This window comes from Halomonas qaidamensis (genome assembly GCF_025917315.1).
Lineage (GTDB): Bacteria > Pseudomonadota > Gammaproteobacteria > Pseudomonadales > Halomonadaceae > Vreelandella > Vreelandella qaidamensis.
Window position 1 is genome coordinate 1,812,580 of the sequence record NZ_CP080627.1, and the last position, 19,480, is coordinate 1,832,059.

Below are 19,480 nucleotides of genomic sequence, written 5' to 3' on the forward strand. Positions count from 1 at the left end.
CAATAGCCTACTAAAATGGTCGGGATTGTGCTGGCGAGCACTTTTGCTTACCATAGGCGTTAATGAAATAGTTATAAATGACATGTGATGTGGCCACGCCACAACCACGGGAGGATAACATCCCTTATGACCGCGACTACCGAAACTGAAACTCAAGGTATTGATATTACTGACAGTGCTCAGGAGTATCTTGCTGAGCTGCTGGAAAAACAGAACGTTGAGGGTATCGCTGTACGCATTTTTATCACCCAGCCAGGCACACCCTACGCAGAAACCTGCCTAGCGTATTGCCGCCCAGGTGAAGAAGAGCCAACTGACGTTAAGCTTGAGCTTGAAAAGATTAACGTATTTCTTGATAAAAACAGCCTGGCGTTTCTAGATGAAGCAGTAGTTGATTTTAATGCAGATCGTATGGGAGGCCAGTTAACCATTAAGGCTCCTAACGCGAAAATGCCTAAAGTCAATGCCAATAGTCCGCTGGAAGACCGTATCAATTATACGCTTTACAGTGAGATTAACCCTGGGTTGGCAGCTCATGGCGGTGAAATCAAACTGGTCGAACTCACTGAAGACAACGTGGCAATTCTTGCCTTCGGTGGCGGTTGCCAAGGCTGTGCTGCGGTCGATCTAACGCTAAAAGATGGTGTTGAGAAAACACTCATGGAGCGGATTCCCGAATTAGCAGGCATCCGTGATGTGACTGACCATACCGATACAACGAACGCCTATTACCGCTAACGTTATAGTAGTGACATTGTGTTCGCTCCAAAAGCCCAGCAGTAATTTGCTGGGCTTTTTTATGAGTGAACGGTCACTCGTCGTTTGTTCTGTTCTCTTTTTCTTGGAAAGAGAGCGTCTTTGGCAAAGCCGTTAGCTGTTCCTGAAGCGCTTCCATACGCTGCCAAAGCTGCTGCTGCCAGTTATCATCCTTAAGCGCTGTTTGATGCTGTTTTTCTAATGCTTGGTAGGCCTTATTAAGATCATTTTTTAGGCTGTTGTGCTGCTCTTCAAGCGATGCGTTCATGCGCTCAAGTTCATCAATGCGCTGTTGCAAGCTACTGTTGTCTAACTGGTAGTGCTGTAGCGTCTCTTTTTTTAGCTGAAGCTCCTTCGTAAGCGTGTCTGCACGTTGCTCCGTCTGTTGCAGGCGTTTTTGCAGTGCTTTTTCTTCTTGGGCCCGCTCTTGCCTTAACGTATCTAGCAGCGCCATCAGTTTTCCTTCTGCTGCTTCGTTACGCTGCTCTTCCTGCGTAAGACGCTGTTCCCAAACGGCTTGTCGCTGTTGCTGCTCTTCAGCAAAGCGCTCTTTAAGTGTAGCTACTTCATACTCAGATTTCGTTAACAGCTGCTGATACTGCTTGACATCTTTAGCGGCTTGTTCTGCCTGGTGTTGCCATTGATGCTCATTGGCTTGGCTAGCCGCCAGCTCCCGGTTTAGCGTTTCCAGGCGCTGCTCTGTATGTCTCAAATGCTCCGCAAGGGCGCTTTCACGTTGTTCGGCATTTGCCGCTTGCTGAAGGGCTTCAGCGGCTTCCTGCTGGGCGTTCTCCACTTGTCGATTGGCATCCTCGCGATAGTGGATGAGAGCCTGGTTAGCGACTTCTTGCGCTTCTCTCCACAGCTCGCTTGCCACATTAACGATGACTTCTGGAACGCCCTTAGGTGGCGGAACGTCACGATTTTGCTCTCGCTCAATACGCCAACTACGGAAATGCTCACTGATCGTGGTGAAGCTGCCTGTGCCCAGTACTTCCCGAATGCGTTGAACGCTTGGGGTATCGCCACGAGCGAGCAGGGTATCGACTGCTTGCTGAACATCACTGTATTGAATCCCGCTGCGAGCCATGGCGCTTATCCTTATCAGATTGATAGCACTATTTTCATAGCATTTGGTTAAAATTACAATAATTACGTAATACATAAAACGTAATATTATTTACACTTAGCGCTATAAATTCAAGATTACCCCTATTATCTTGAATTTCTTCGCTCGTAACGTCACACTTAACCTATTGAAGAAGCACTCATAGAGGGAGGCGTAGCGATGCCCACAGAGGTAACAAAACAGCGATCGCTAGGGAGTAAGCGTCTAGAAAAGGACAGCTGGTCTGATTTGTTGCCTAAGCTCTCCTTGCTTGATGCGCCACAAACTGACGTTTTGTTAATTGACGCCCAAAACGATGTCGAGGCGGTGGCTGCGTGGCTGCAGGAGTATCAAGATAGCCCTCAAACGCTGAAAAGTTACCGCCGGGAAGCAGAGCGACTGTTGCTTTGGCTGGCTAGCCAAAACAATCAGTTACGCGATATGAATCGTGAATTGTTGCGCCAATACGAGGCTTTTTTGGAAGATCCACAGCCAGCTGAGCAGTGGGTGGGGCCAAGTAAGCCTCGTTATCATGCCCAATGGCGGCCTTTTCGTGGCGGGCTTTCACCGGCAAGCCGGCGTCAAAGCCTGATTATTCTGCAGGGCCTATATAGCTGGTTGGTAGAAGCTGGGTGGGTAAGGCACAACCCATTTGTGCTGATGCGTGACAAGGCAAGGCGGCTAAATAACCAGACTCAAACCATTGAGCGCTATTTAGAAGGCGATCTCTGGGCCTGGTTTTGGCAGTGGCTAAATGCACCAGCAAAGCTCACTAGTGAGCGAGAAGCTTACGAGCAAGCGCGGCGACGGTTTATCGTCAGCTTCGCTTATCTGTTAGCCCCTCGGATTAGTGAAATGGCTAACGCACGGATGGATGATTTTCAGGAAAGAGAGGGGCGCTGGTGGTGGGTAGTGGTTGGCAAGGGCAGTAAGCTTGCGCGCATTCCGGTGCCCAACGACATGCTGGAATGCTTAATCGAGTGGCGAGGAGCGCTTGAGTTACAAGGATTGCCCAGTTACCACGAGCCTACTCCACTCATTCGCGCGCTTGATAAGCATCGTGGCATTAGCGATAACCAGCTCTACCGGTTGCTTAAAAGCACATTTAGCGAAGCCGCTGATGCGCTAGAGGCGCAAAATGGCAAGCTCGCTTATGTTAGTGCGCTGCGTAGGGCGACTCCCCACTGGCTACGGCACACGGCGATCACTCATCAGGCGCAGTCGGGGGTAAGTCTGCGCTATTTATCTGAAAGTGCCCGTCACTCTAAGCTAGATACAACAAGCCGCTATTTGCATATCGAGGACAACGAATGGCACCAAGAGCAGCAACGCCATCGCTTGAAATCAGCCCCCAAAACCCCCTCTAAACCGTTATAATATCAACCACATTAGACATCAACCCAAAGGTAACGCCATGGCAACTTCAGGCGCTGAGCTGGCCCAGCAAGAGTTGGTCGAAGAGTTTGAAATTTTTGATAACTGGATGGATCGTTATCAATACATCATCGATATGGGGAAGCAACTGCCTGACTTCCCCGAGGAGCAGCGAACCGAGGAGTTTAAGATTCAAGGCTGTCAATCCAACGTATGGATGTGTCATGAAGAGAAGGGCGACAAGCTGGTCTTCAAGGCAACCTCAGATGCTGCCATCGTGTCTGGCTTAATTGCGCTGCTGCTGAGAATCTATAGCGATCGCACACCCGATGAGATTAATCATACCCAGCCACACTTCTTGAAAGATTTAGGCTTAGATAAGCACTTATCACCGACCCGCAGCAACGGCTTACATGCCATGTTGGAGCGTATTTACCAAGTGGCAAAGCAGCCAGAATAAGAAGCTAAAGAACAATCGACTTGAGGTATATCAGCGCCGGTGATTGCAGGTTGAGCACGGCGCCTCGGCTAGGTCGGGATCTTCCTGGCATAATCGTTCGCTTCTACCGCCGGGAACCGGGTCAATACCGCCAGCACTGCCTGGGTGACACTTTACAATGCGTTTTATCGCCATCCAGCCCCCTTTAAAAGGGCCATGTACTTGGATGGCTTCAACGGTATAGGAAGAGCAGCTAGGCCAGAATCGGCAGCGAGGCCCCAGCAGTGGGCTAATAGTGTATTGGTAGACTTTAATAAAGCCTATCATCACCAATGAAAGTGTGTTCAAAGTCCAGTGCTTTATTAACGTTAGCAGGCGTAACACTATTTTTTGCCGTAAAGGGTCGCTGGATCGATAAGCGGTTCACTGGTAATCGCTGCGTGCTCATTACTAAGCGATACGTAGAAGCAACTGCGTCGGCCGGTGTGACAGGCAGGACCCGTTTGGTCAACTTGGAGTAGCAGCGTGTCGCCATCACAGTCAAGCGCAGCGCTTTTTAGTTGCTGCTGCTGGCCAGAGGTTTCACCTTTACGCCACAGCTTTTGACGCGAACGGGAGTAGTAGCAAACACGCTGAGTGGTTAGCGTTTCTTCGAGTGCCTCGCGGTTCATCCATGCCATCATTAGCACTTCGCCTGAATCAAACTGTTGGGCGATGGCAGGAAGCAATCCGCCTTCATTAAATCGTACGGCATCTAACAAGGCATTTATCTGGGGCAGATCATCAGAAGGGCTGGCAACTTCCAATGCCTTGAAGAGATCACCAGGGGGTAATTGATCAAAACGGGACATCACTCATTACTCGCAGTTCGACATTGTTGACACAAGCCTTGAAGCTCTATGGTTTGACGCTCGACATTAAACCCTTGATGCTTAGCTAACGCAGCCAGCTGGTCACTTATTTCATCTAAGTGAAGCTCTTCAACATAACCGCATTTGCGACAAATCAATAGTTGAAAGCCGTGGACATGCTCGGGGCAGGCGCAGGCCACGTAAGCATTCTGAGACTCAATGCGATGTACTAGGCCTTGCTCAATCAGAAAATCGAGAGCGCGATAAACGGTTGGAGGGCGGGCAGCAGCATGCTCAGTAGATAGTTGATCTAGCAAATCATATGCTTTTAAGCCGCCACCATTTTCCGCAATCAGTTCCAACACCCTGCGACGAATAGGCGTAAACCTGACGCCACGGGTATGGCACTGAGACTCCGCTTGTTGTAATAGCGTATTAGCTTCTGTCATTAGGTAACTCGTTGAACGTCTTAGGCGTAGTCTACGCCGTTACCGAAGGCGTGTCAGGGGTTTCGACGAGCTCACTTTGTCGGGCGAAATAATGTTGTGCAAACGCCACCCGCTTAGCAACAGGAACACCGTCTGGCTGTTGTTCGATTAGATCGAGCCGACGCCTCAGCCCTTCACCGTTTGTCATTTGAATAGCAAGACCTGGGCGTGCATTAAGCTCTAGCAGCATAGGGCCATGCTGACGATCAAGTACCATGTCGGTACCTAGGTAGCCAAGCCCAGTCATCTCGTAGCAGCTAGCGGCAAGGTGAAGTAGGGTGTCCCACTGAGGCACGACCAAGCTTGCTAAATCGTGGCCTGTATCAGGGTGGCTATAACAGGGCCTATCAAACTGTACGCCGCGCAATGCCGCCCCTGTCGCAATGTTTAAACCCACCCCAACAGCACCTTGGTGAAGGTTGGCCTTACCATCTGAGGCGGCAGTAGAAAGCCGCATCATCGCCATGACGGGGTAGCCTTTAAACACAATGACACGGATGTCTGGTACACCTTCGTAGGTATAAGCCATCAAGCTTTCATCAAAATTGATCAGTGTTTCGATGACCGCGACATCTGGTGAGCCGCCTAGTGAGTACAGCCCAGAAAGTATGTTTGAAACGTGGCGCTCAATGTCTTCAATCGTCAAGCTGACACCGCTGGGCTTGATAAAGGCACCCTCGTGTACTTTCTCTATAACGAGGATTCCTTTGCCGCCACTGCCTTTGGCTGGCTTGATCACAAAGCCTGAGTGGCCACTCAGCATCTCATCGATATGTTTCACACCAAACTGAGTTGTTACCGTACCGATGAGCTCAGGTGTCGTGATGCCGTAGCGTTGAGCAATCAGCTTGGTTTTCAACTTATCATCAACAAGTGGGTACAGGCGACGTGAATTATAGCGGCCAATGTAGCGAATGTTTCGCCGGTTCATGCCGATAATTCCCTTATCTCTGAGCCGAGAGGGCCACGTCCAGTTCTTTAGCCAACTCATGAGGATTTCTCTTCATCGGTAATGGGCTTAAAGCGACGTAACTCTAATAGACGATAACCGGTGTAATTACCTAACAATAAGATCAGCGCCATCAGAATGAACTGAACACCAAGGAAATTGAAGGTGATATGACGGATCCAGGGGTTGTTCATGGCGAGGAACGCTAATACAGCCGTTAGAAGACTGCCCCCACCTTGAATCAATACCTGCTTTGGCCCTTCCTCTTCCCAAAGAATCGACATCCGCTCAATCGTCCAAGCTAGAATAATCATCGGGAAAAAAGTGACGGTTAACCCCGCGCTTAGGCCCATACGATAAGCAATGACAGTGAAAATTGAGATAATTGCTATTACGGTAATGATGACCGCTGAAACCCTCGCTACCAAAAGTAAATTAAGGTAGGAGAGGTAGTTGCGAATAATCAGTCCCATCGCCACGATGAGCAGAAACCCTATCAAGCCAGTCAGCAGCGTCGTTTGAATAAATGCTAATGCAATAAGCACCGGCATAAATGTGCCCGACGTTTTCACCCCAACTAGCACTCGCAAGAACACCACTACCAGTGCACCAATGGGAATCAGTAGAATCGTTTGGAAAAGCGCTTGCTCTTCCAAAGGAAGGCTATGGATAGAGAAGTTAAGTAGCGTGTCGTCGGAATAGTGATTACGAACCGCAGCAGAGGCAGGCTGATAGTGCGTCAGCATAGAAAAAGTGACGCGAGAATTGGTGCCGCCTTGAACCTCTAGGACAGCACGACCACCCGTTTCCCAAAGCAGCAAGTTATCTGGCTTTCCTTGTTCTCCAGTGGCAGGGTTAAATAGTGTCCACGATTCAGCAGCTTCATCGAACACCTGAATCCAGCTGCTCAGGGTTTGGCGTCGACGGCCATCTTCCATCAACAGCCCACTAACTTCTCTTGCTTGCACACCGGCTTGATTTAACAAGCGCACAATCAGTGCCGAAGGCTGCTCTTGTGTCAAAAGCAGCCGCGCGTTTTCACCTTGTCTTTCACTATTGATATCTAAAATCAACTCTCTGGCAAAGGTGGCATTATTGGCACTGCGTGACCAAGCTCTATCAATGAGCTGGCTGGCCGCTGTGTCATAAGGGCTTTCCCAGGGAGGTATAGTTGATAATTCTGGCGGCGTTTGCACCGGCGAACGTGCATCAGGCGAAACGAGCATTTGGACGGAATAGTAAAGCTGTTGACTACCAGCTGCCTCCCGAATCGTCCATTCAGCCTGGCGACCTAATTCATCCGCTTTATAGGCAAGTCCATAACCTGAGGAAGCGGTGTTTTCCGTTAAAACCCGGTAGCCGGCCTGATGAGAAGGTAGCGCCAAGTCAACTTGGACAGGGCCGTTTTGGGCATTAAAGTTGATAACCGCTTCAATTTCCCACACTTGGCGCTGTTCACCAGGCAGCCAAGGAATTTCGAATTGAATGTGTCGATGCACACTGGCCGCAATGCCAACCAGCAATAGTAATCCTACAATCAAATAAAACGGCAACCGTGACATCATGATTCCTTTCAGCGAAAAACGGCGAGGGAGAGCTGTTATTCTTCAGTGTCGTCCTGATCAGCGGCTTCATCTTCAGCGGCTTGATCGGCGGGTTCGCCACCCGGGAATTCTGGGCGTTCGTAGAGATACGTTTGAGCCACATCGATAGTGGCAATATCCATCATAAATCGCCGTCCTAATAGCACTGGATAGTCCAGATGAGAGCGGTCATTAAGTGTGAACTCAACATTTTCGCGTATCGGGCCTAGGGTCATTAACAGTGAGATTACCGGACGAGATTCTTCACCTAACGCTTGCACAATTCGCACGCGGCGAACAATAGGAGCTTCAATCCACTCATCGCGAACACGATCTACCACCACGTCATCGTCATTAAGTGCCAGTTTAAAACGCACCCAGTTTTCACCATCACGCTCAAAGCGGGTAATATCCGATGCTGATAGAGAGGATGTGTTTGCACCGGAATCAACCCGTGCTTTCAAATAAGTGCCGATACTGGGCAGCCCAACCCATTCACTGCGGCCGAGCAGAGTTTTGGTGTCATGAGTGGGATCAATATCACACTCTTCGCGAACAATAACCGGTTCTTCACCCCGTGCTTGGAGGTTGGCCACGTCTTGACGCAAATTGCGCAGCAAGCTGCCAACTTCGCGAACATCAGCCGTTAAACCCTGCTGTTGGCTGAGCTGTTGCTCATGCAAGGCCGAAGAGGAAGCACACTGCCTGATAAGAGAGGTTTCAAGCTCAAGGATACGAGTGTTAAATGACGCTTCGCTTAATGGCGGTGGTTCATTCGTTTCTGGCGGCGTCACAGCACAGCCTGCAAACGAAAGCGACAAACCAGCCATTAGCCACAATACACCTGAGCGCATAACGAGAGATATCCTTAAACAATAAGAGAAGGAATGATAAGGAGAAGGACATTGTATTGTCCAACCTGAGCATGGCGTTTTGATACCTTTATTTACCAATTTAACATAATATATATTATGCGAACTACGATGAAGACAATTTTATACGCTGCTGGTACTTTGCCTCACTTTTTTCTCCTACAATAGCTATACGAAAACCATTCTCTATGTAAGGGATTTATAATGATTAGCATGCGCAAGCTTATCTATATTGCCACTGCGTTTGTACTAGCAGGCTGTGCCAATGTCGACATCGAAAATTATGCCAGCACAACGCCCCGTTTAGATATCGCTGAGTACTTCACTGGTGACACCCGGGCCTGGGGCATGGTGCAAGACTACTCTGGTGAAGTACAGCGCCGTTTTACAGTCGATATTGTTGGTACTTATGAAAACAACACGCTAACGCTTGATGAAGCCTTTGTGTTTGCGGATGGTGAAACAGATCGTCGGGTCTGGGTATTTGAGCGTGTTGACGATCACCACTGGATTGGCACGGCTAATGATGTGGAGGGTCAAGTAGATGCTCGTCAGTATGGGCATGCCTTTCATATGCGCTATCCGCTTGATATTGAAGTCAGTGGTCGCACTATTCGTTTTACCATGGATGATTGGATGTACTTACAGCCTGATGGGCGTTTAATTAATCGGACTGCCATGCGTAAATTTGGCCTTACATTAGGAGAAATCACGCTGGTTTTTGAGCAGATTGTTCCTTAAACGACCAACTTAGCGACCTTTTACTTGCTCTCCATCAACCTTGTCTCAATTGTTGATCAAAAAAACAGCCTGCTAGTTAAGCAGGCTGTTTTTATAAGCCATTAATCTAATTAAGGTTTTATTCACTTGCAGGTGCGTAAGAACCGTCTTCCTGATGTACTTCATTGCCAGTAATAGGTGGCGTAAACACACATGCTAAATGCATCGTTTTGTGCGCACGCAGCAGATGTTCATCATGCTGGTCCAGGATATAAATATCGCCTGGCTTGATTGGCCAGATTTTACCATCTGCCAACGTCTCTACTTCGCCTTCACCTTCGATGCAGTATACGGATTCGTAGTGATGCTTGTAATGAATATGAGTCTCAGTACCTTCAAAGATACGAGTGATGTGGAACGAGAAGTTTCCGCCATCATTGGCAAGCACTAGGCGCGTACTATCCCAGTTGCCATTTTCTGCGGTTACCAAACGATCCGTTTTGCGTGCTTCTTCAATATTGCGAACGATCATAGAAGTACTCCATAGTGAGGCGTTTAGCTGAGTCGCTCAACGGCCCAGTACTGAATCGATGCCACTTATTCAAGTGACTGAAAAAGTAGCCTAAAACTGCATTACTCTTGGATAACAGCATTAACCGACGCTTCAAGAATATCCAGTGCTTCCAGTAGATCTTCATCACTAATTGTTAGCGGACATAGGCACTTCACTACTTCGCCATCTTGGCCGCTGGTTTCAATAATGAGCCCATGCTCAAACGCTTTGCTGGTGATCTTGTCAGCAATATCACCTGAGACAACATCAATACCACGCATAAGGCCGCGGCCACGCTCGGTTGCCGGCATGCCGTTCTCACTAAGTAAGGCCGCTAGCTTCTGGAAACGTTCTTCAACGATACGCGCTTTACGCTGAATATCACGCTCAAAGATGTCGTTTGACCAATATTTTTTAAGTGCAGCGGTGGCAGTTACCATCGCCAAACTGAAGCCACGGAAAGTGCCGTTGTATTGACCGGGCTTCCATTTATCTAGTTCAGGGCGCATCAATACGTGGGCAAAAGGCAGCCCAAAACCAGAAAGAGATTTCGAATTGGTGATGATATCTGGCGTAATACCGGCATGTTCGAAACTAAAGAATTTACCTGTACGGCCACAACCTGCCTGGATGTCATCAACGATTAATAAAATGTCGTGGGCGTGACAAATACCTTCTAGGCGTTTGAGCCACTCAAGGCCTGCCACGTTAATACCGCCCTCGCCTTGCACGGTTTCAACAATAACGCCCGCGGGAATATCTAGCCCGCCAGACTTATCATTAAGCAGTTTTTCAAAGTAGTCCAGCGTATCTGCGTGTTCACCCATATAGCCATCAAAGGGTAGAAAACTTGCGCCCTGGGTGGGAATGCCGCCGGTCGCTTCACGGAACTTACGGTTACCCGTAGTCGCTAATGCGCCCATAGTAACGCCGTGGAAGCCGTTGGTGAAGGTCACAATATTATGGCGACCTTTAGCAACACGGGCCAATCGGATGGCCGCTTCGACTGCGTTAGTCCCTGTTGGCCCAGGTAGGTGTACCTTGTAATCTAAGCCGCGTGGTTTGAAGATAACCTCTTCTAAGGTCTCTAAATAATCACGTTTTGCTGCGGTCCACATATCCAAACCATGCACGATGCCATCTGTAGACAGATAGTCAATCATCGCTTGTTTGAGATGCGGGTTATTATGACCGTAATTAAGCGTACCGGCGCCGGCTAGGAAATCAATGTACTCACGTCCATTCTCGTCAGTTAAACGAGCATTCTGGGCTTTCGTAAACACAACGGGAAATGAGCGCGAATAAGTACGTACGTTGGATTCCATGCGTTCAAGCGTCTGGGTCTGCATTAACGACCTCCTTTTTTAATCATTGAGCCAAGCGTGAGACAAACTGGCAGAAATAGCAGAATCTATTCAAAATGTGGGTCAGCGGGAATAGTTGAGTTGAGCTGATCAGCTTTGTTACATGCTGTCAGTTTGAAATGGACCTATACGAACTAGATTTTCTGGATCATGTTCTCCACCTAGCTGTTCGGTAGAGAAATATTCTCGGCTGTTTAATGGGGCTTGCCAACGTGCTGCTAGACGGCGAAACAACCCCCATGAAGCCTGGTTATCTGGTGTGATGGTGGTTTCTAGGTGATGCACATTGTCGAGTTCTGGACGCGACATGATGGCTTCAACTAAACGGCGTGCTAGGCCTGTACCACGCGCTTTCTCACCAACGGCAACTTGCCATAAGAAGTAGGTGTCTGGTGCGTTGTCTTTCACATAACCAGATACAAAACCTACTATTTCGCCCTCTTCATTTGTCGCAACGGCACAGGTGTCACGAAACTGAGTTGCCAGCAATAGATAGGCATAAGCAGAGTTAACATCAAGTGGTGGGCATGCTTTGATTAATTCATAAACGCCCCAGCCATCATCTGCATTTGGCTTACGAATAAATAGCGGCGTAGACGCATGACCCACTACAGCATCTGCAACTGTCGGGCGTGCAAGATCCGCAGAAGGGGTAAAAGGTGTTATTGGCGTACTCATGGTTATGCTTCGCTGTAGCGAATTTGAGAATCATTATAACAGCTGATTATGAGCAATTCAAAAATAATATTATTCATCCTTACGTTTTCCATAATTTTTGGTTATCAAACGCCGTGTGGTATGCCGAAAGGCTAGGGGGGTAAAAAAACAGTTGCGGTAAAAATTACTGGTGATAGAAAACAGTCGTACTGAAGGAGTTTAGATCAACCTGCCATAGTGCGAGATAAAAAAAGGCGAGCTAAGGCTCGCCATAAATAGTGTTGCTAAAATATCAATTGCGTGCAGGTGTTCTCATTGTGACAAACTCTTCTGCGCCTGTTGGATGGATACCGATGGTGCGATCAAAATCTTCTTTTGTAAGACCAGCCCTGACCGCAATTGCAATCCCTTGTATTAATTCACCAGCCTCATCCCCTACCATATGCGCCCCTACGACAACATCCGACGCATCATCCACAATCAATTTCATTAGGGTTCGTTCTTGGCTACCTGACAACGTGTGTTTCATTGCTTTGAAATTCGTACAATAGACGCGTATGTTGCCAATTTTTTTTCTGGCAGCCTCCTCAGATAGCCCTACGGTTCCGATGTTAGGATGGCAAAAAATAGCGGTAGGAATAGTGGCGTAGTCCAGTGGTTTGGGCAGTGTCTTTGTGTAGTGGATGTCCACTAGTTGCATTGCTTCGGCTAAAGCGACAGGGGTTAATTCAGGCCCTTGAGTTAAATCGCCAAGCGCCAAAATGGAAGGAATCGCCGTCTCATAACGCTCGTTGACAGGGATTTTTCCACTGCTGTCGAGGTGAATTCCTAACGCTTCAAGGCCCAGTCCCTGCGTATTGGCATTACGTCCTGTTGCGGCTAAAACGGCATCTACTTCTTGGCACTCACCGTTAGTTAAATACACCTTAAACGCAGAACCATGCGGTTCAATACGCTCAATATTAGTATTGAAATGGAGGTTGACACCCTTTTTAATCATTTCATCGCGAGTAAACGCTCGAACTTCCTCATCAAAGCCCTTCAGAAACAAGTCGCCCCGATAAATCAAGTGAGTATCGCTACCGAGGCCGTTAAAAATACTTGCAAACTCGACTGCAATATAGCCACCACCTAAAACCAAAAAGCGCTCTGGAAATGCATCTAGGTCAAATATTTGGTTAGAAGTGACGGTGTGTTCACTGCCAGGAAAGTCAGGAACCCATGGCCAGCCACCCGTGGCGAGTAGTATCTTTTGCGCGGTGACCTGGTTAACACCCTCTTCCGAAGTCAACGCAACGGTGTGCGGCCCCGTTACCGTTGCTCTGGCATTTAATAACATCACTCCAGCGCCTTCCAACATCCGTTGATAAATGCCATTTAATCTTTTTATTTCGCTGGTTTTATTGTCACGTAAAACGGACCATTCAAATGTTGCAGGACCTGGTAAATGCCAACCAAAGCCTTCAGCATCATCAAAACTATCGTGAAAATGGGCAGCATAAGAGTAAAGCTTTTTTGGAACACAGCCGACATTGACACACGTGCCGCCTAAGTAACGATCTTCTGCTATGGCGACTCTGGCTCCTGCTGCAGCGGCCATTCGCGCAGCGCGAACACCGCCTGAACCTGCTCCTATCACCAGTAAATCGAATTCATATTGCGCATTTTCCGACATGTGCTACTCCTGTCCTAAACCACTGCATATACTTGCCATCATCTGCTTAGCACTAACGAGCACTAAGCACAAAGATTGACCTTAGATTCTGAGAAGGTTAAAAACGCTCTCTCTGTAACCTAGTGTGCTCTATCTTGAACCTAACAGCTTTTAACCTGTAGCGGAGATTCAATGTCAAACCCTATTGCGACGCTCCTGGATAATAATCGTGCCTGGGCTGAGCGTATGTGCGATGAAGACCCGGAATATTTCAAGCGCCTTTCTAACCAACAGAACCCTGACTATTTATGGATTGGTTGTTCAGATAGTCGTGTGCCCGCTAATCAGATAATCGCACTTCCACCGGGCGAAGTGTTTGTCCACCGTAACGTCGCTAACCTTCTCCATCATACCGACATGAATGCCTTGTCTGTTGTCCAATATGCGGTGGATGTACTTCACGTTAGTCACATAATGATTGTGGGGCATTATGGTTGCGGTGGTATTAAAGCAGCAGTGACTGGTGGTGAGTGCGGCGTGGTGGACTATTGGCTTCACTCGGTTCGCGAACAATATAATCGCCATCGCGATGCGCTTGAGCATCTCCCACTTGAAGATCAAATCAATCGCATGTGCGAATTGAACGTTAAAGCTCAGGTTAATAGCCTATGCCGGACTAAAATCTTACAACGCGCATGGCAAAGGGGCCAAGATATCTCAGTTCACGGCTGGGTTTACGGGTTAAGCGATGGCCGAGTAAAGGATCTCAATTGCACCATAACTGGTCTGGAACAGGTTGAAACCCTTTACCGTATCGACCGCCTTCAGCAAAGCGACTGACAATAGCCGCGTCTATCTCTGTGAGGTCTATCTCTATTAGTTATAACCCCCCCCGGCTAGTTATAGCGATAGGCGCGATGACAGCTTTTACAGCTCAAACCAACATCCGAAAATGCTTGCGTGGCAGCGCGATAATCCTCTTGCTCGGCGGCATCCACTAGCGTTTCCACTTTTTGCTCAAGATCTGTGAAGCCCTCAGCAAAATCTTCCCACTCTTCCCAAATTTCTGGACGGGCATCAGATCCGCGCCCATGAGTGCCGACGATAAACGCGGGTAAAAAATGTGCTTGGGTAGCTCGCTCTTGGAGCATTACTAGACGTGGGGCAGCCCCGCGCGCATCTTGGTTATTGACCAAGTCAAAACGCAGCTGACGAAGAAGCCTTTCTAACTCCTTAAGCTCGTCTTGGCGCCAAATAACAGCTTCTCTCTCACTTGCAAAGGGGCTGTCTTCAATCGTTTGTGGCATCGGCGGCACAGTATTTTCGGCTACCATTTCTTCTGCCATAGCATCGGTAGCAATGCCACCAGAGATAACCACGAACCACACCGAAGGTATGAGCCATAGGCGTTTAAATGTGTGTGGCATGTTAATGGCCTTGTGATGGGTTATTTTGCCGATTTCACCACGATTGAATTGGGCACGTGACGCCGGTACCTTTGAGACCACAGTATCCATTAGGATTCTTGTCCAAATACTGCTGGTGATAAGCTTCCGCATAATAAAAAACGTCCAGGGGTTTGATCTCGGTGGTAATCGCACCACGCCCCGCACTATCAAGAGCTTTTTGATAGGCGTCGGCGCTTTTTTCAGCGGCAATTAACTGTGCAGCTGTTGTCGTAAAAATAGCCGAACGGTATTGGCTACCCACATCGTTGCCTTGACGATTCCCTTGAGTAGGGTCGTGTTGTTCCCAAAAAATTTGCAACAGTGTTTCTAGAGCAGTGGTGCTTGGGTCGTAGACTACCCTGACGACTTCGGTATGACCGGTTTGGCCCGTACAGGTTTCTTGATAAGTGGGGTTTTGTGTTTCGCCTCCGGCATAGCCTGCAGCGGTAACATAAACCCCTGGCACTTGCCAAAATAGACGCTCAACTCCCCAAAAGCATCCCATTCCTAACACGATTTCTTCATACCCTGCTGGAAAAGGAGGATGAAGTGAATGTCCGTTAACGGTATGTGTATGACTCGTTTCAATCGGCGTTAAGCGGCCAAGTGGTGCTGAACTTGCTTTAGAAAATAGCGTCATAACGCCCTCTTACTGCCGTGGAAAAATAGTAGGGTCACCTGAACGAGTGAAGGTATAAATTAAGTCAACTGCTTGGTTAGCGCCCGATACTGCTTGAACGTACAAGTTACGCCAAAGGGTATAGCGAAGTGTTAATTCTGCGATAGGAGAGAAAATGCCGACGCCATAGCTAATGCGAATATCATCGGTTAACTGCCCAGTAAGTGCTACTTGGCTATTATCACCTGCACCTGTGGTATCTAACGTTAAATCGCTAATACCGAATGCTTCCCCAATAGAGCCAACAGCGCCCCCCGTTCGGCCGAGTGACATCCCAATTAGCGCAGTCGTCAGCGCACTATCAATCCCCCCACCAGACGCATCGGGTGCACGCCCTCTTAATAAATATGACAGCGCTCGAGTTTCATCCATACCTGGTTCAGAAAAAATTAATACGTTGGGTTCTTCTGCATTACCACTGACCCGAAGACCGGCAATAACTTCATCTTCGGTGATATCTGGATTGCGAATTGCTTCGAAATCGAGAATTGGAAGCCCCGGAGGGCCACTGAAAATGAGCTGCCCCCTACGGATCAAAAGGTCTTGACCAAAGGCTTGAAAACGCCCATCAACTAGGTTGACATCACCAAATAGCTGAAGTGCCCCACTGTCTTGACGAATTTCTAACGTACCACCTAAGCCAGAATTAAGCCCATATGCTGAGATCTGCATATCACGGCCTAACGTTAGAGTAATGAGCACATCAAGGGCCATGCCTGACTGTGATAATTCGTCAGCAGCACTTGGCTCACCATTCGTTGCCCGTTGCTGGGCTAGCCGCTCAGCTTCTTGGTCGTCACGTTCCGTGATAATGACTTCATCAGAGCTTGGACTAACAGCCGAAGCAGGAAGATCACCAACCTCCAAGCGCGCCCACGGTAAATCCACATTACCTCGCACTTGCAGGCGATCTGGCGTTACCCGGATACGAATATCAGGCGCTGCTTCTAAACGTCCAAACTGTGGCAGCACGATTAATAATGGCTCTTGGATAGCATTAACATCGACCCCAATACGCCAATCGTCACCCGCGGGCCAGTAGGCATCCCCGGTGATATTTAAGCGGCCACGTTCAGCAGCAACAAACCCATTTATGTCGCCTTGCTCACCATCAAATGCAACGACCAGCTCGCCATCTTTGATATCGATAGGAATATCTGGACCATGAACGCTTAGGTTACGAAGTGCAAGCTGACCTTGTAAGTCTGGCTGATTGGTTGTTCCAGAAATCTGTATACTGCCATTTAAATCGCCTTCTAAGCGATCCATGCCTACCACTAATGGACGATATGGGGTTAAAGAAACTTGCTGGGCTCGTAGCTCGCCATTTAAACCACCACTGCCAAGGGGGTCGCTAACAGTAAGATCAAGGGTAAGTTCACCTGCTTCTTCAAACGACAGCACAATATTGGCATCGGCCTGAGCTTGGTTGGCTTCCAGCTGTGTATCCAAGCGAATCACGGGAAGCTGTACTGGCTGGCCGTAATCGTTAACCGCAGTAATCTCCAACTCACTTAATACTTGAACATCCGCCTGCCACTGTGTTCCGCCCTGGCGCCAAGCTGCAACGATGTCTGCCGTCGTGTCACCTTCTAAGCTCCACGCTTCTGGCAGTACCGGCTCCACTGCTTCCATTGGTACTTCTCTAATGCTTAGTACCGCTCGTCCTTGGTCAGCCGATGCGCCAATCGGTTCTTCCGAACAAACGATCCCTCCTTCTTCGCGACGTATACAAAAAGGTGAAAGCTGTGCTTGGCCGTCAGCAAGGCTGTAACGAATATCAAGGGGGGCTTCTAAACGTAGATTGCCAAACTCGGAGTCAACTTCCAGCGGTGTGAGCTGACCCTGATACTGCTGTGCTTGCTGATCAAAACCTCCCTCTAAAGAGACAAATGCACGGCTTAGCATGTTATCGGCTTGGCCATCGACACTGACAGTCATTGCATGCTGTGATAAACGACCGTTAAGCTCCAGGGCAATATTTGAAAATGCCTGACCACTTGCACTGACTTGCTGCAAGCCAAGGTCAATGTCTAGCGACGGGTCTTCGATCCCGTCGATATTGCTGGTCAGTGATAAGGCGTCAATCCGGTTTTCGGCAAACTGTAAATCACGACCAGTCAATTCGGCTTCCACTCGAGGTTGGCTAAAGCTACCCCTAGCGAGAATATTACCCGTTAATGTACCCGCCAAATCTGGATGCAGCGTCTGTAATTGTCGCAATGCAATCTCGGTATCTAGCGACATTGCTTGCTCACTCATCTGGCCAGAGGCCGTTAATCGGTTGTCTCCTTGAGTGAAAAGAAGTTCTTGAATATCAACTTCGAGAGCACTGTTAGCCTCTAAAGCGGCCTGTAACGTTAAAGGATATTCCTGAAGCTGCCCGTCAATATCAAGCACCGGTAGACTGACTTCCCACAGATCACCGGTTTGGCGCACGCTAGCCGTAATATTACCATTGAGATTGCCGTTAAGTTGTTCGATAAAGTGTGAAGGGTCGAACTGCTCCAGCTTGATGGTGGTGTCAACCCGAAGTGTCGAAGCCCAGTTAACTTCCCCTTCACTGCTAAGTGAACTGTCATCAATCGCTAGGGTTAGCGGCGTCCAACGGAATGATGAAAGATCGCCGTCGCCACTGAGTCGGATAGTGGTGGCTGGTACTTGAGGACCTTGAGCGTTCAAGGAAAGCGTCGTTTGGTACGCCTCCAAACTGCCACTGGCAATGATATCTATATCTTCAGCAATATAGGGCTCTGCCGTTGACTCATCACTATTAGGCTGGGTGAGTGGCCACTGCAGGCGGCTACTCTGTAGTCGTAAATCGAAGGGTAGCGTCGGCGCTAACGCATCAACTTGAGCCTCCAGTGACGCATCAACGACACCGGATGCTTCTAAATTGGCTGTAAGCGCTTCTAGTGATCCCGATAGCTCGAGAACAAGCTCTTCGCCACTTAGCTCAGGAAATATCTCGGGTAAAAACAAGGTTGACGTTAATTGGGCATCTAGCGGATAACTGCCTGATAATGTAGCACTGGCTGTTAAATTGGCCTCAGCATCAGGCGTAAGCAACTCTAACGACCGGAGGTTTATTTGGCTACCCTCGGCACTAGCAACGACAGCTAATCGTTCGACTTGGTAATCAACTGATCCGCTGATAGTGACGTCGGCCACGGTAAGAGATGCTAAGTCGATATCAATAGGTAGCACTATCTCGGGTAGTTCAATTCGTTCCCGTGCGGCCAATGCTTCGGACGCTTCATCAGATTCTGCTTTGATAGGCTGGGTAGACTTAATAGCACCATCAATGCCAGATGCATGTAACGGCGTTTGGATACCTTCAGTCAGTTGAGTGCCAGCAGAGGTAGGTAAATAGAGTGTTGGACGCATGAGCGTGGTGGGCGCGACATTAACAAGATGCTGCTGTGCAGTCATTGCGGTTGAAAACGATTCCCAGCCGATACGTGTTCCGTCAGCCAGCTGCAGCTGAACGTTATTCAACTCAACCGAGCGTAGTTCAATAGGAAAAGGAAGTTGGATGCTAGGCATCCCTTCCGATTCAGTTGATTCTGGCGCCGATTCGGTGCTCTCGCCCAAACGAATATCCGCACCTTCTAGATGAAATTTGTCCAGGCACAGCTTACCTGACAGCACACAATCTTCAGCCCAGGCTAGCGCTAGGCTGTCAACGTTGATTCGTGTCTCACCAAGCGACAGCTGAAAACCTTGCAATTCAAAGTGATCAAGCAGTGCGCCTGCTTGATGTTCATAGGTGAAATAGCCTCGCTGCTCGCCCTGAGAGAATAGCTGGCCAGTACCCCAGGGCGAAAGCGCAACGCCGAGCAGTAGCGCAATCAAACCAAATAACCATAGTGGCAGTACAATAACTAGCCGCACTAAACTCCACAATAATAATCCAAAGCGATGTTGAACTGAGAGCGGTTGACGCTTAGTAGATGCCGCTGTTGCAACCTTAGCCAAAGTGCTC

At 48.6% G+C, this 19,480-nt stretch carries 19 protein-coding genes; 5 read left to right on the forward strand and 14 right to left on the reverse strand.

Features of this window, described 5'->3' with window-relative positions; translation table 11 throughout:
• The first annotated feature begins 126 nt into the window (after positions 1 to 126).
• On the forward strand, positions 127 to 738 hold the full coding sequence (gene nfuA, locus K1Y77_RS08415) for a Fe-S biogenesis protein NfuA (protein WP_030072999.1): 612 nt from the start codon (positions 127 to 129) through the stop codon (positions 736 to 738).
• Positions 739 to 811: 73 nt separating this feature from the next.
• Here the strand turns inward: nfuA and K1Y77_RS08420 are convergent, their stop codons facing one another.
• Positions 812 to 1,846, reverse strand: a complete 1,035-nt coding sequence (locus tag K1Y77_RS08420; RefSeq protein ID WP_264431335.1) for a DNA-binding protein — start codon at positions 1,844 to 1,846, stop codon at positions 812 to 814.
• 198 nt (positions 1,847 to 2,044) lie between these two features.
• On the opposite strand from K1Y77_RS08420, the gene K1Y77_RS08425 reads away from it, so the two are divergent.
• Positions 2,045 to 3,241 (forward strand): tyrosine-type recombinase/integrase, encoded by a 1,197-nt coding sequence (locus K1Y77_RS08425; protein WP_264431337.1) that lies wholly within the window; start codon positions 2,045 to 2,047, stop codon positions 3,239 to 3,241.
• A 37-nt stretch (positions 3,242 to 3,278) separates the two neighbouring features.
• The gene (locus K1Y77_RS08430) at positions 3,279 to 3,698 is read left to right on the forward strand and encodes a SufE family protein (protein WP_030072993.1); all 420 of its coding nucleotides are present in this window, start codon (positions 3,279 to 3,281) and stop codon (positions 3,696 to 3,698) included.
• 30 nt (positions 3,699 to 3,728) lie between these two features.
• On the opposite strand, the gene yidD is transcribed toward K1Y77_RS08430, so the two are convergent.
• The 6 genes from yidD to K1Y77_RS08460 are packed head-to-tail and all read right to left on the reverse strand — an operon-like array spanning position 3,729 to position 8,402.
• Complete coding sequence (gene yidD, locus K1Y77_RS08435) at positions 3,729 to 4,004, reverse strand: membrane protein insertion efficiency factor YidD (protein WP_264431445.1); 276 nt, start codon at positions 4,002 to 4,004, stop codon at positions 3,729 to 3,731.
• Positions 4,005 to 4,060: 56 nt separating this feature from the next.
• Positions 4,061 to 4,528 (reverse strand): phosphoribosyl-AMP cyclohydrolase, encoded by a 468-nt coding sequence (gene hisI / locus K1Y77_RS08440; RefSeq protein WP_030072991.1) that lies wholly within the window; start codon positions 4,526 to 4,528, stop codon positions 4,061 to 4,063.
• Entirely contained in the window at positions 4,528 to 4,977 is a 450-nt protein-coding gene (locus tag K1Y77_RS08445; RefSeq protein ID WP_030072989.1) for a transcriptional repressor, read from the reverse strand. The genes hisI and K1Y77_RS08445 overlap by 1 nt, the downstream gene beginning before the upstream one ends.
• 31 nt (positions 4,978 to 5,008) lie before the next feature.
• Positions 5,009 to 6,007, reverse strand: coding sequence for an alpha-L-glutamate ligase-like protein (locus K1Y77_RS08450; protein WP_264431339.1), 999 nt, complete (start codon positions 6,005 to 6,007; stop codon positions 5,009 to 5,011).
• On the reverse strand, positions 6,004 to 7,527 hold the full coding sequence (locus tag K1Y77_RS08455) for an inactive transglutaminase family protein (RefSeq protein ID WP_030072986.1): 1,524 nt from the start codon (positions 7,525 to 7,527) through the stop codon (positions 6,004 to 6,006). Before K1Y77_RS08455 ends, K1Y77_RS08450 begins: the two co-directional genes overlap by 4 nt.
• Positions 7,528 to 7,565: 38 nt before the next feature.
• On the reverse strand, positions 7,566 to 8,402 hold the full coding sequence (locus K1Y77_RS08460) for an ATP-dependent zinc protease family protein (RefSeq protein WP_264431341.1): 837 nt from the start codon (positions 8,400 to 8,402) through the stop codon (positions 7,566 to 7,568).
• Positions 8,403 to 8,624: 222 nt separating this feature from the next.
• Between K1Y77_RS08460 and K1Y77_RS08465 the strand changes: the two genes are divergently transcribed.
• Positions 8,625 to 9,161 (forward strand): DUF3833 domain-containing protein, encoded by a 537-nt coding sequence (locus tag K1Y77_RS08465; protein WP_030072983.1) that lies wholly within the window; start codon positions 8,625 to 8,627, stop codon positions 9,159 to 9,161.
• Between the two features lie 118 nt (positions 9,162 to 9,279).
• Here the strand turns inward: K1Y77_RS08465 and K1Y77_RS08470 are convergent, their stop codons facing one another.
• The 4 genes from K1Y77_RS08470 to gorA form a co-directional block, all read right to left on the reverse strand.
• Positions 9,280 to 9,672, reverse strand: a complete 393-nt coding sequence (locus tag K1Y77_RS08470; protein WP_030072981.1) for an ectoine synthase — start codon at positions 9,670 to 9,672, stop codon at positions 9,280 to 9,282.
• A 101-nt stretch (positions 9,673 to 9,773) separates the two neighbouring features.
• Positions 9,774 to 11,042, reverse strand: coding sequence for a diaminobutyrate--2-oxoglutarate transaminase (gene ectB, locus K1Y77_RS08475; RefSeq protein WP_264431344.1), 1,269 nt, complete (start codon positions 11,040 to 11,042; stop codon positions 9,774 to 9,776).
• A 114-nt stretch (positions 11,043 to 11,156) separates the two neighbouring features.
• Positions 11,157 to 11,735, reverse strand: a complete 579-nt coding sequence (ectA, locus tag K1Y77_RS08480) for a diaminobutyrate acetyltransferase (protein ID WP_030072977.1) — start codon at positions 11,733 to 11,735, stop codon at positions 11,157 to 11,159.
• A gap of 271 nt (positions 11,736 to 12,006) precedes the next feature.
• Positions 12,007 to 13,389, reverse strand: coding sequence for a glutathione-disulfide reductase (gorA, locus tag K1Y77_RS08485; protein WP_264018245.1), 1,383 nt, complete (start codon positions 13,387 to 13,389; stop codon positions 12,007 to 12,009).
• 171 nt (positions 13,390 to 13,560) lie between these two features.
• Here gorA and can point away from each other — a divergent pair, with 171 nt between their 5' ends.
• Positions 13,561 to 14,208 (forward strand): carbonate dehydratase, encoded by a 648-nt coding sequence (gene can / locus K1Y77_RS08490; protein WP_030072973.1) that lies wholly within the window; start codon positions 13,561 to 13,563, stop codon positions 14,206 to 14,208.
• A gap of 56 nt (positions 14,209 to 14,264) precedes the next feature.
• Here the strand turns inward: can and K1Y77_RS08495 are convergent, their stop codons facing one another.
• The 3 genes from K1Y77_RS08495 to tamB are packed head-to-tail and all read right to left on the reverse strand — an operon-like array spanning position 14,265 to position 19,473.
• A complete protein-coding gene (locus tag K1Y77_RS08495) occupies positions 14,265 to 14,795 on the reverse strand; it encodes a c-type cytochrome (protein WP_264018244.1) in 531 nt (176 codons plus the stop codon).
• A 34-nt stretch (positions 14,796 to 14,829) separates the two neighbouring features.
• Complete coding sequence (gene msrA, locus K1Y77_RS08500; protein ID WP_264431347.1) at positions 14,830 to 15,456, reverse strand: peptide-methionine (S)-S-oxide reductase MsrA; 627 nt, start codon at positions 15,454 to 15,456, stop codon at positions 14,830 to 14,832.
• A 9-nt stretch (positions 15,457 to 15,465) separates the two neighbouring features.
• Complete coding sequence (gene tamB, locus K1Y77_RS08505; protein ID WP_264431348.1) at positions 15,466 to 19,473, reverse strand: autotransporter assembly complex protein TamB; 4,008 nt, start codon at positions 19,471 to 19,473, stop codon at positions 15,466 to 15,468.
• Positions 19,474 to 19,480: the final 7 nt, after the last annotated feature.

Coding starts and splice junctions, on each gene's coding strand:
- msrA (WP_264431347.1), bottom strand. CDS start 15,456: ATGACGCTATTTTCTAAAGCAAGTTCAGCACCACTTGGCCGCTTAACG.
- gorA (WP_264018245.1), bottom strand. CDS start 13,389: ATGTCGGAAAATGCGCAATATGAATTCGATTTACTGGTGATAGGAGCA.
- ectB (WP_264431344.1), bottom strand. CDS start 11,042: ATGCAGACCCAGACGCTTGAACGCATGGAATCCAACGTACGTACTTAT.
- K1Y77_RS08470 (WP_030072981.1), bottom strand. CDS start 9,672: ATGATCGTTCGCAATATTGAAGAAGCACGCAAAACGGATCGTTTGGTA.
- K1Y77_RS08430 (WP_030072993.1), top strand. CDS start 3,279: ATGGCAACTTCAGGCGCTGAGCTGGCCCAGCAAGAGTTGGTCGAAGAG.
- K1Y77_RS08465 (WP_030072983.1), top strand. CDS start 8,625: ATGATTAGCATGCGCAAGCTTATCTATATTGCCACTGCGTTTGTACTA.
- hisI (WP_030072991.1), bottom strand. CDS start 4,528: ATGTCCCGTTTTGATCAATTACCCCCTGGTGATCTCTTCAAGGCATTG.
- K1Y77_RS08445 (WP_030072989.1), bottom strand. CDS start 4,977: ATGACAGAAGCTAATACGCTATTACAACAAGCGGAGTCTCAGTGCCAT.
- K1Y77_RS08460 (WP_264431341.1), bottom strand. CDS start 8,402: ATGCGCTCAGGTGTATTGTGGCTAATGGCTGGTTTGTCGCTTTCGTTT.
- ectA (WP_030072977.1), bottom strand. CDS start 11,735: ATGAGTACGCCAATAACACCTTTTACCCCTTCTGCGGATCTTGCACGC.
- nfuA (WP_030072999.1), top strand. CDS start 127: ATGACCGCGACTACCGAAACTGAAACTCAAGGTATTGATATTACTGAC.
- K1Y77_RS08450 (WP_264431339.1), bottom strand. CDS start 6,007: ATGAGTTGGCTAAAGAACTGGACGTGGCCCTCTCGGCTCAGAGATAAG.
- can (WP_030072973.1), top strand. CDS start 13,561: ATGTCAAACCCTATTGCGACGCTCCTGGATAATAATCGTGCCTGGGCT.
- K1Y77_RS08455 (WP_030072986.1), bottom strand. CDS start 7,527: ATGTCACGGTTGCCGTTTTATTTGATTGTAGGATTACTATTGCTGGTT.
- K1Y77_RS08425 (WP_264431337.1), top strand. CDS start 2,045: ATGCCCACAGAGGTAACAAAACAGCGATCGCTAGGGAGTAAGCGTCTA.
- K1Y77_RS08495 (WP_264018244.1), bottom strand. CDS start 14,795: ATGCCACACACATTTAAACGCCTATGGCTCATACCTTCGGTGTGGTTC.
- K1Y77_RS08420 (WP_264431335.1), bottom strand. CDS start 1,846: ATGGCTCGCAGCGGGATTCAATACAGTGATGTTCAGCAAGCAGTCGAT.
- yidD (WP_264431445.1), bottom strand. CDS start 4,004: ATGATAGGCTTTATTAAAGTCTACCAATACACTATTAGCCCACTGCTG.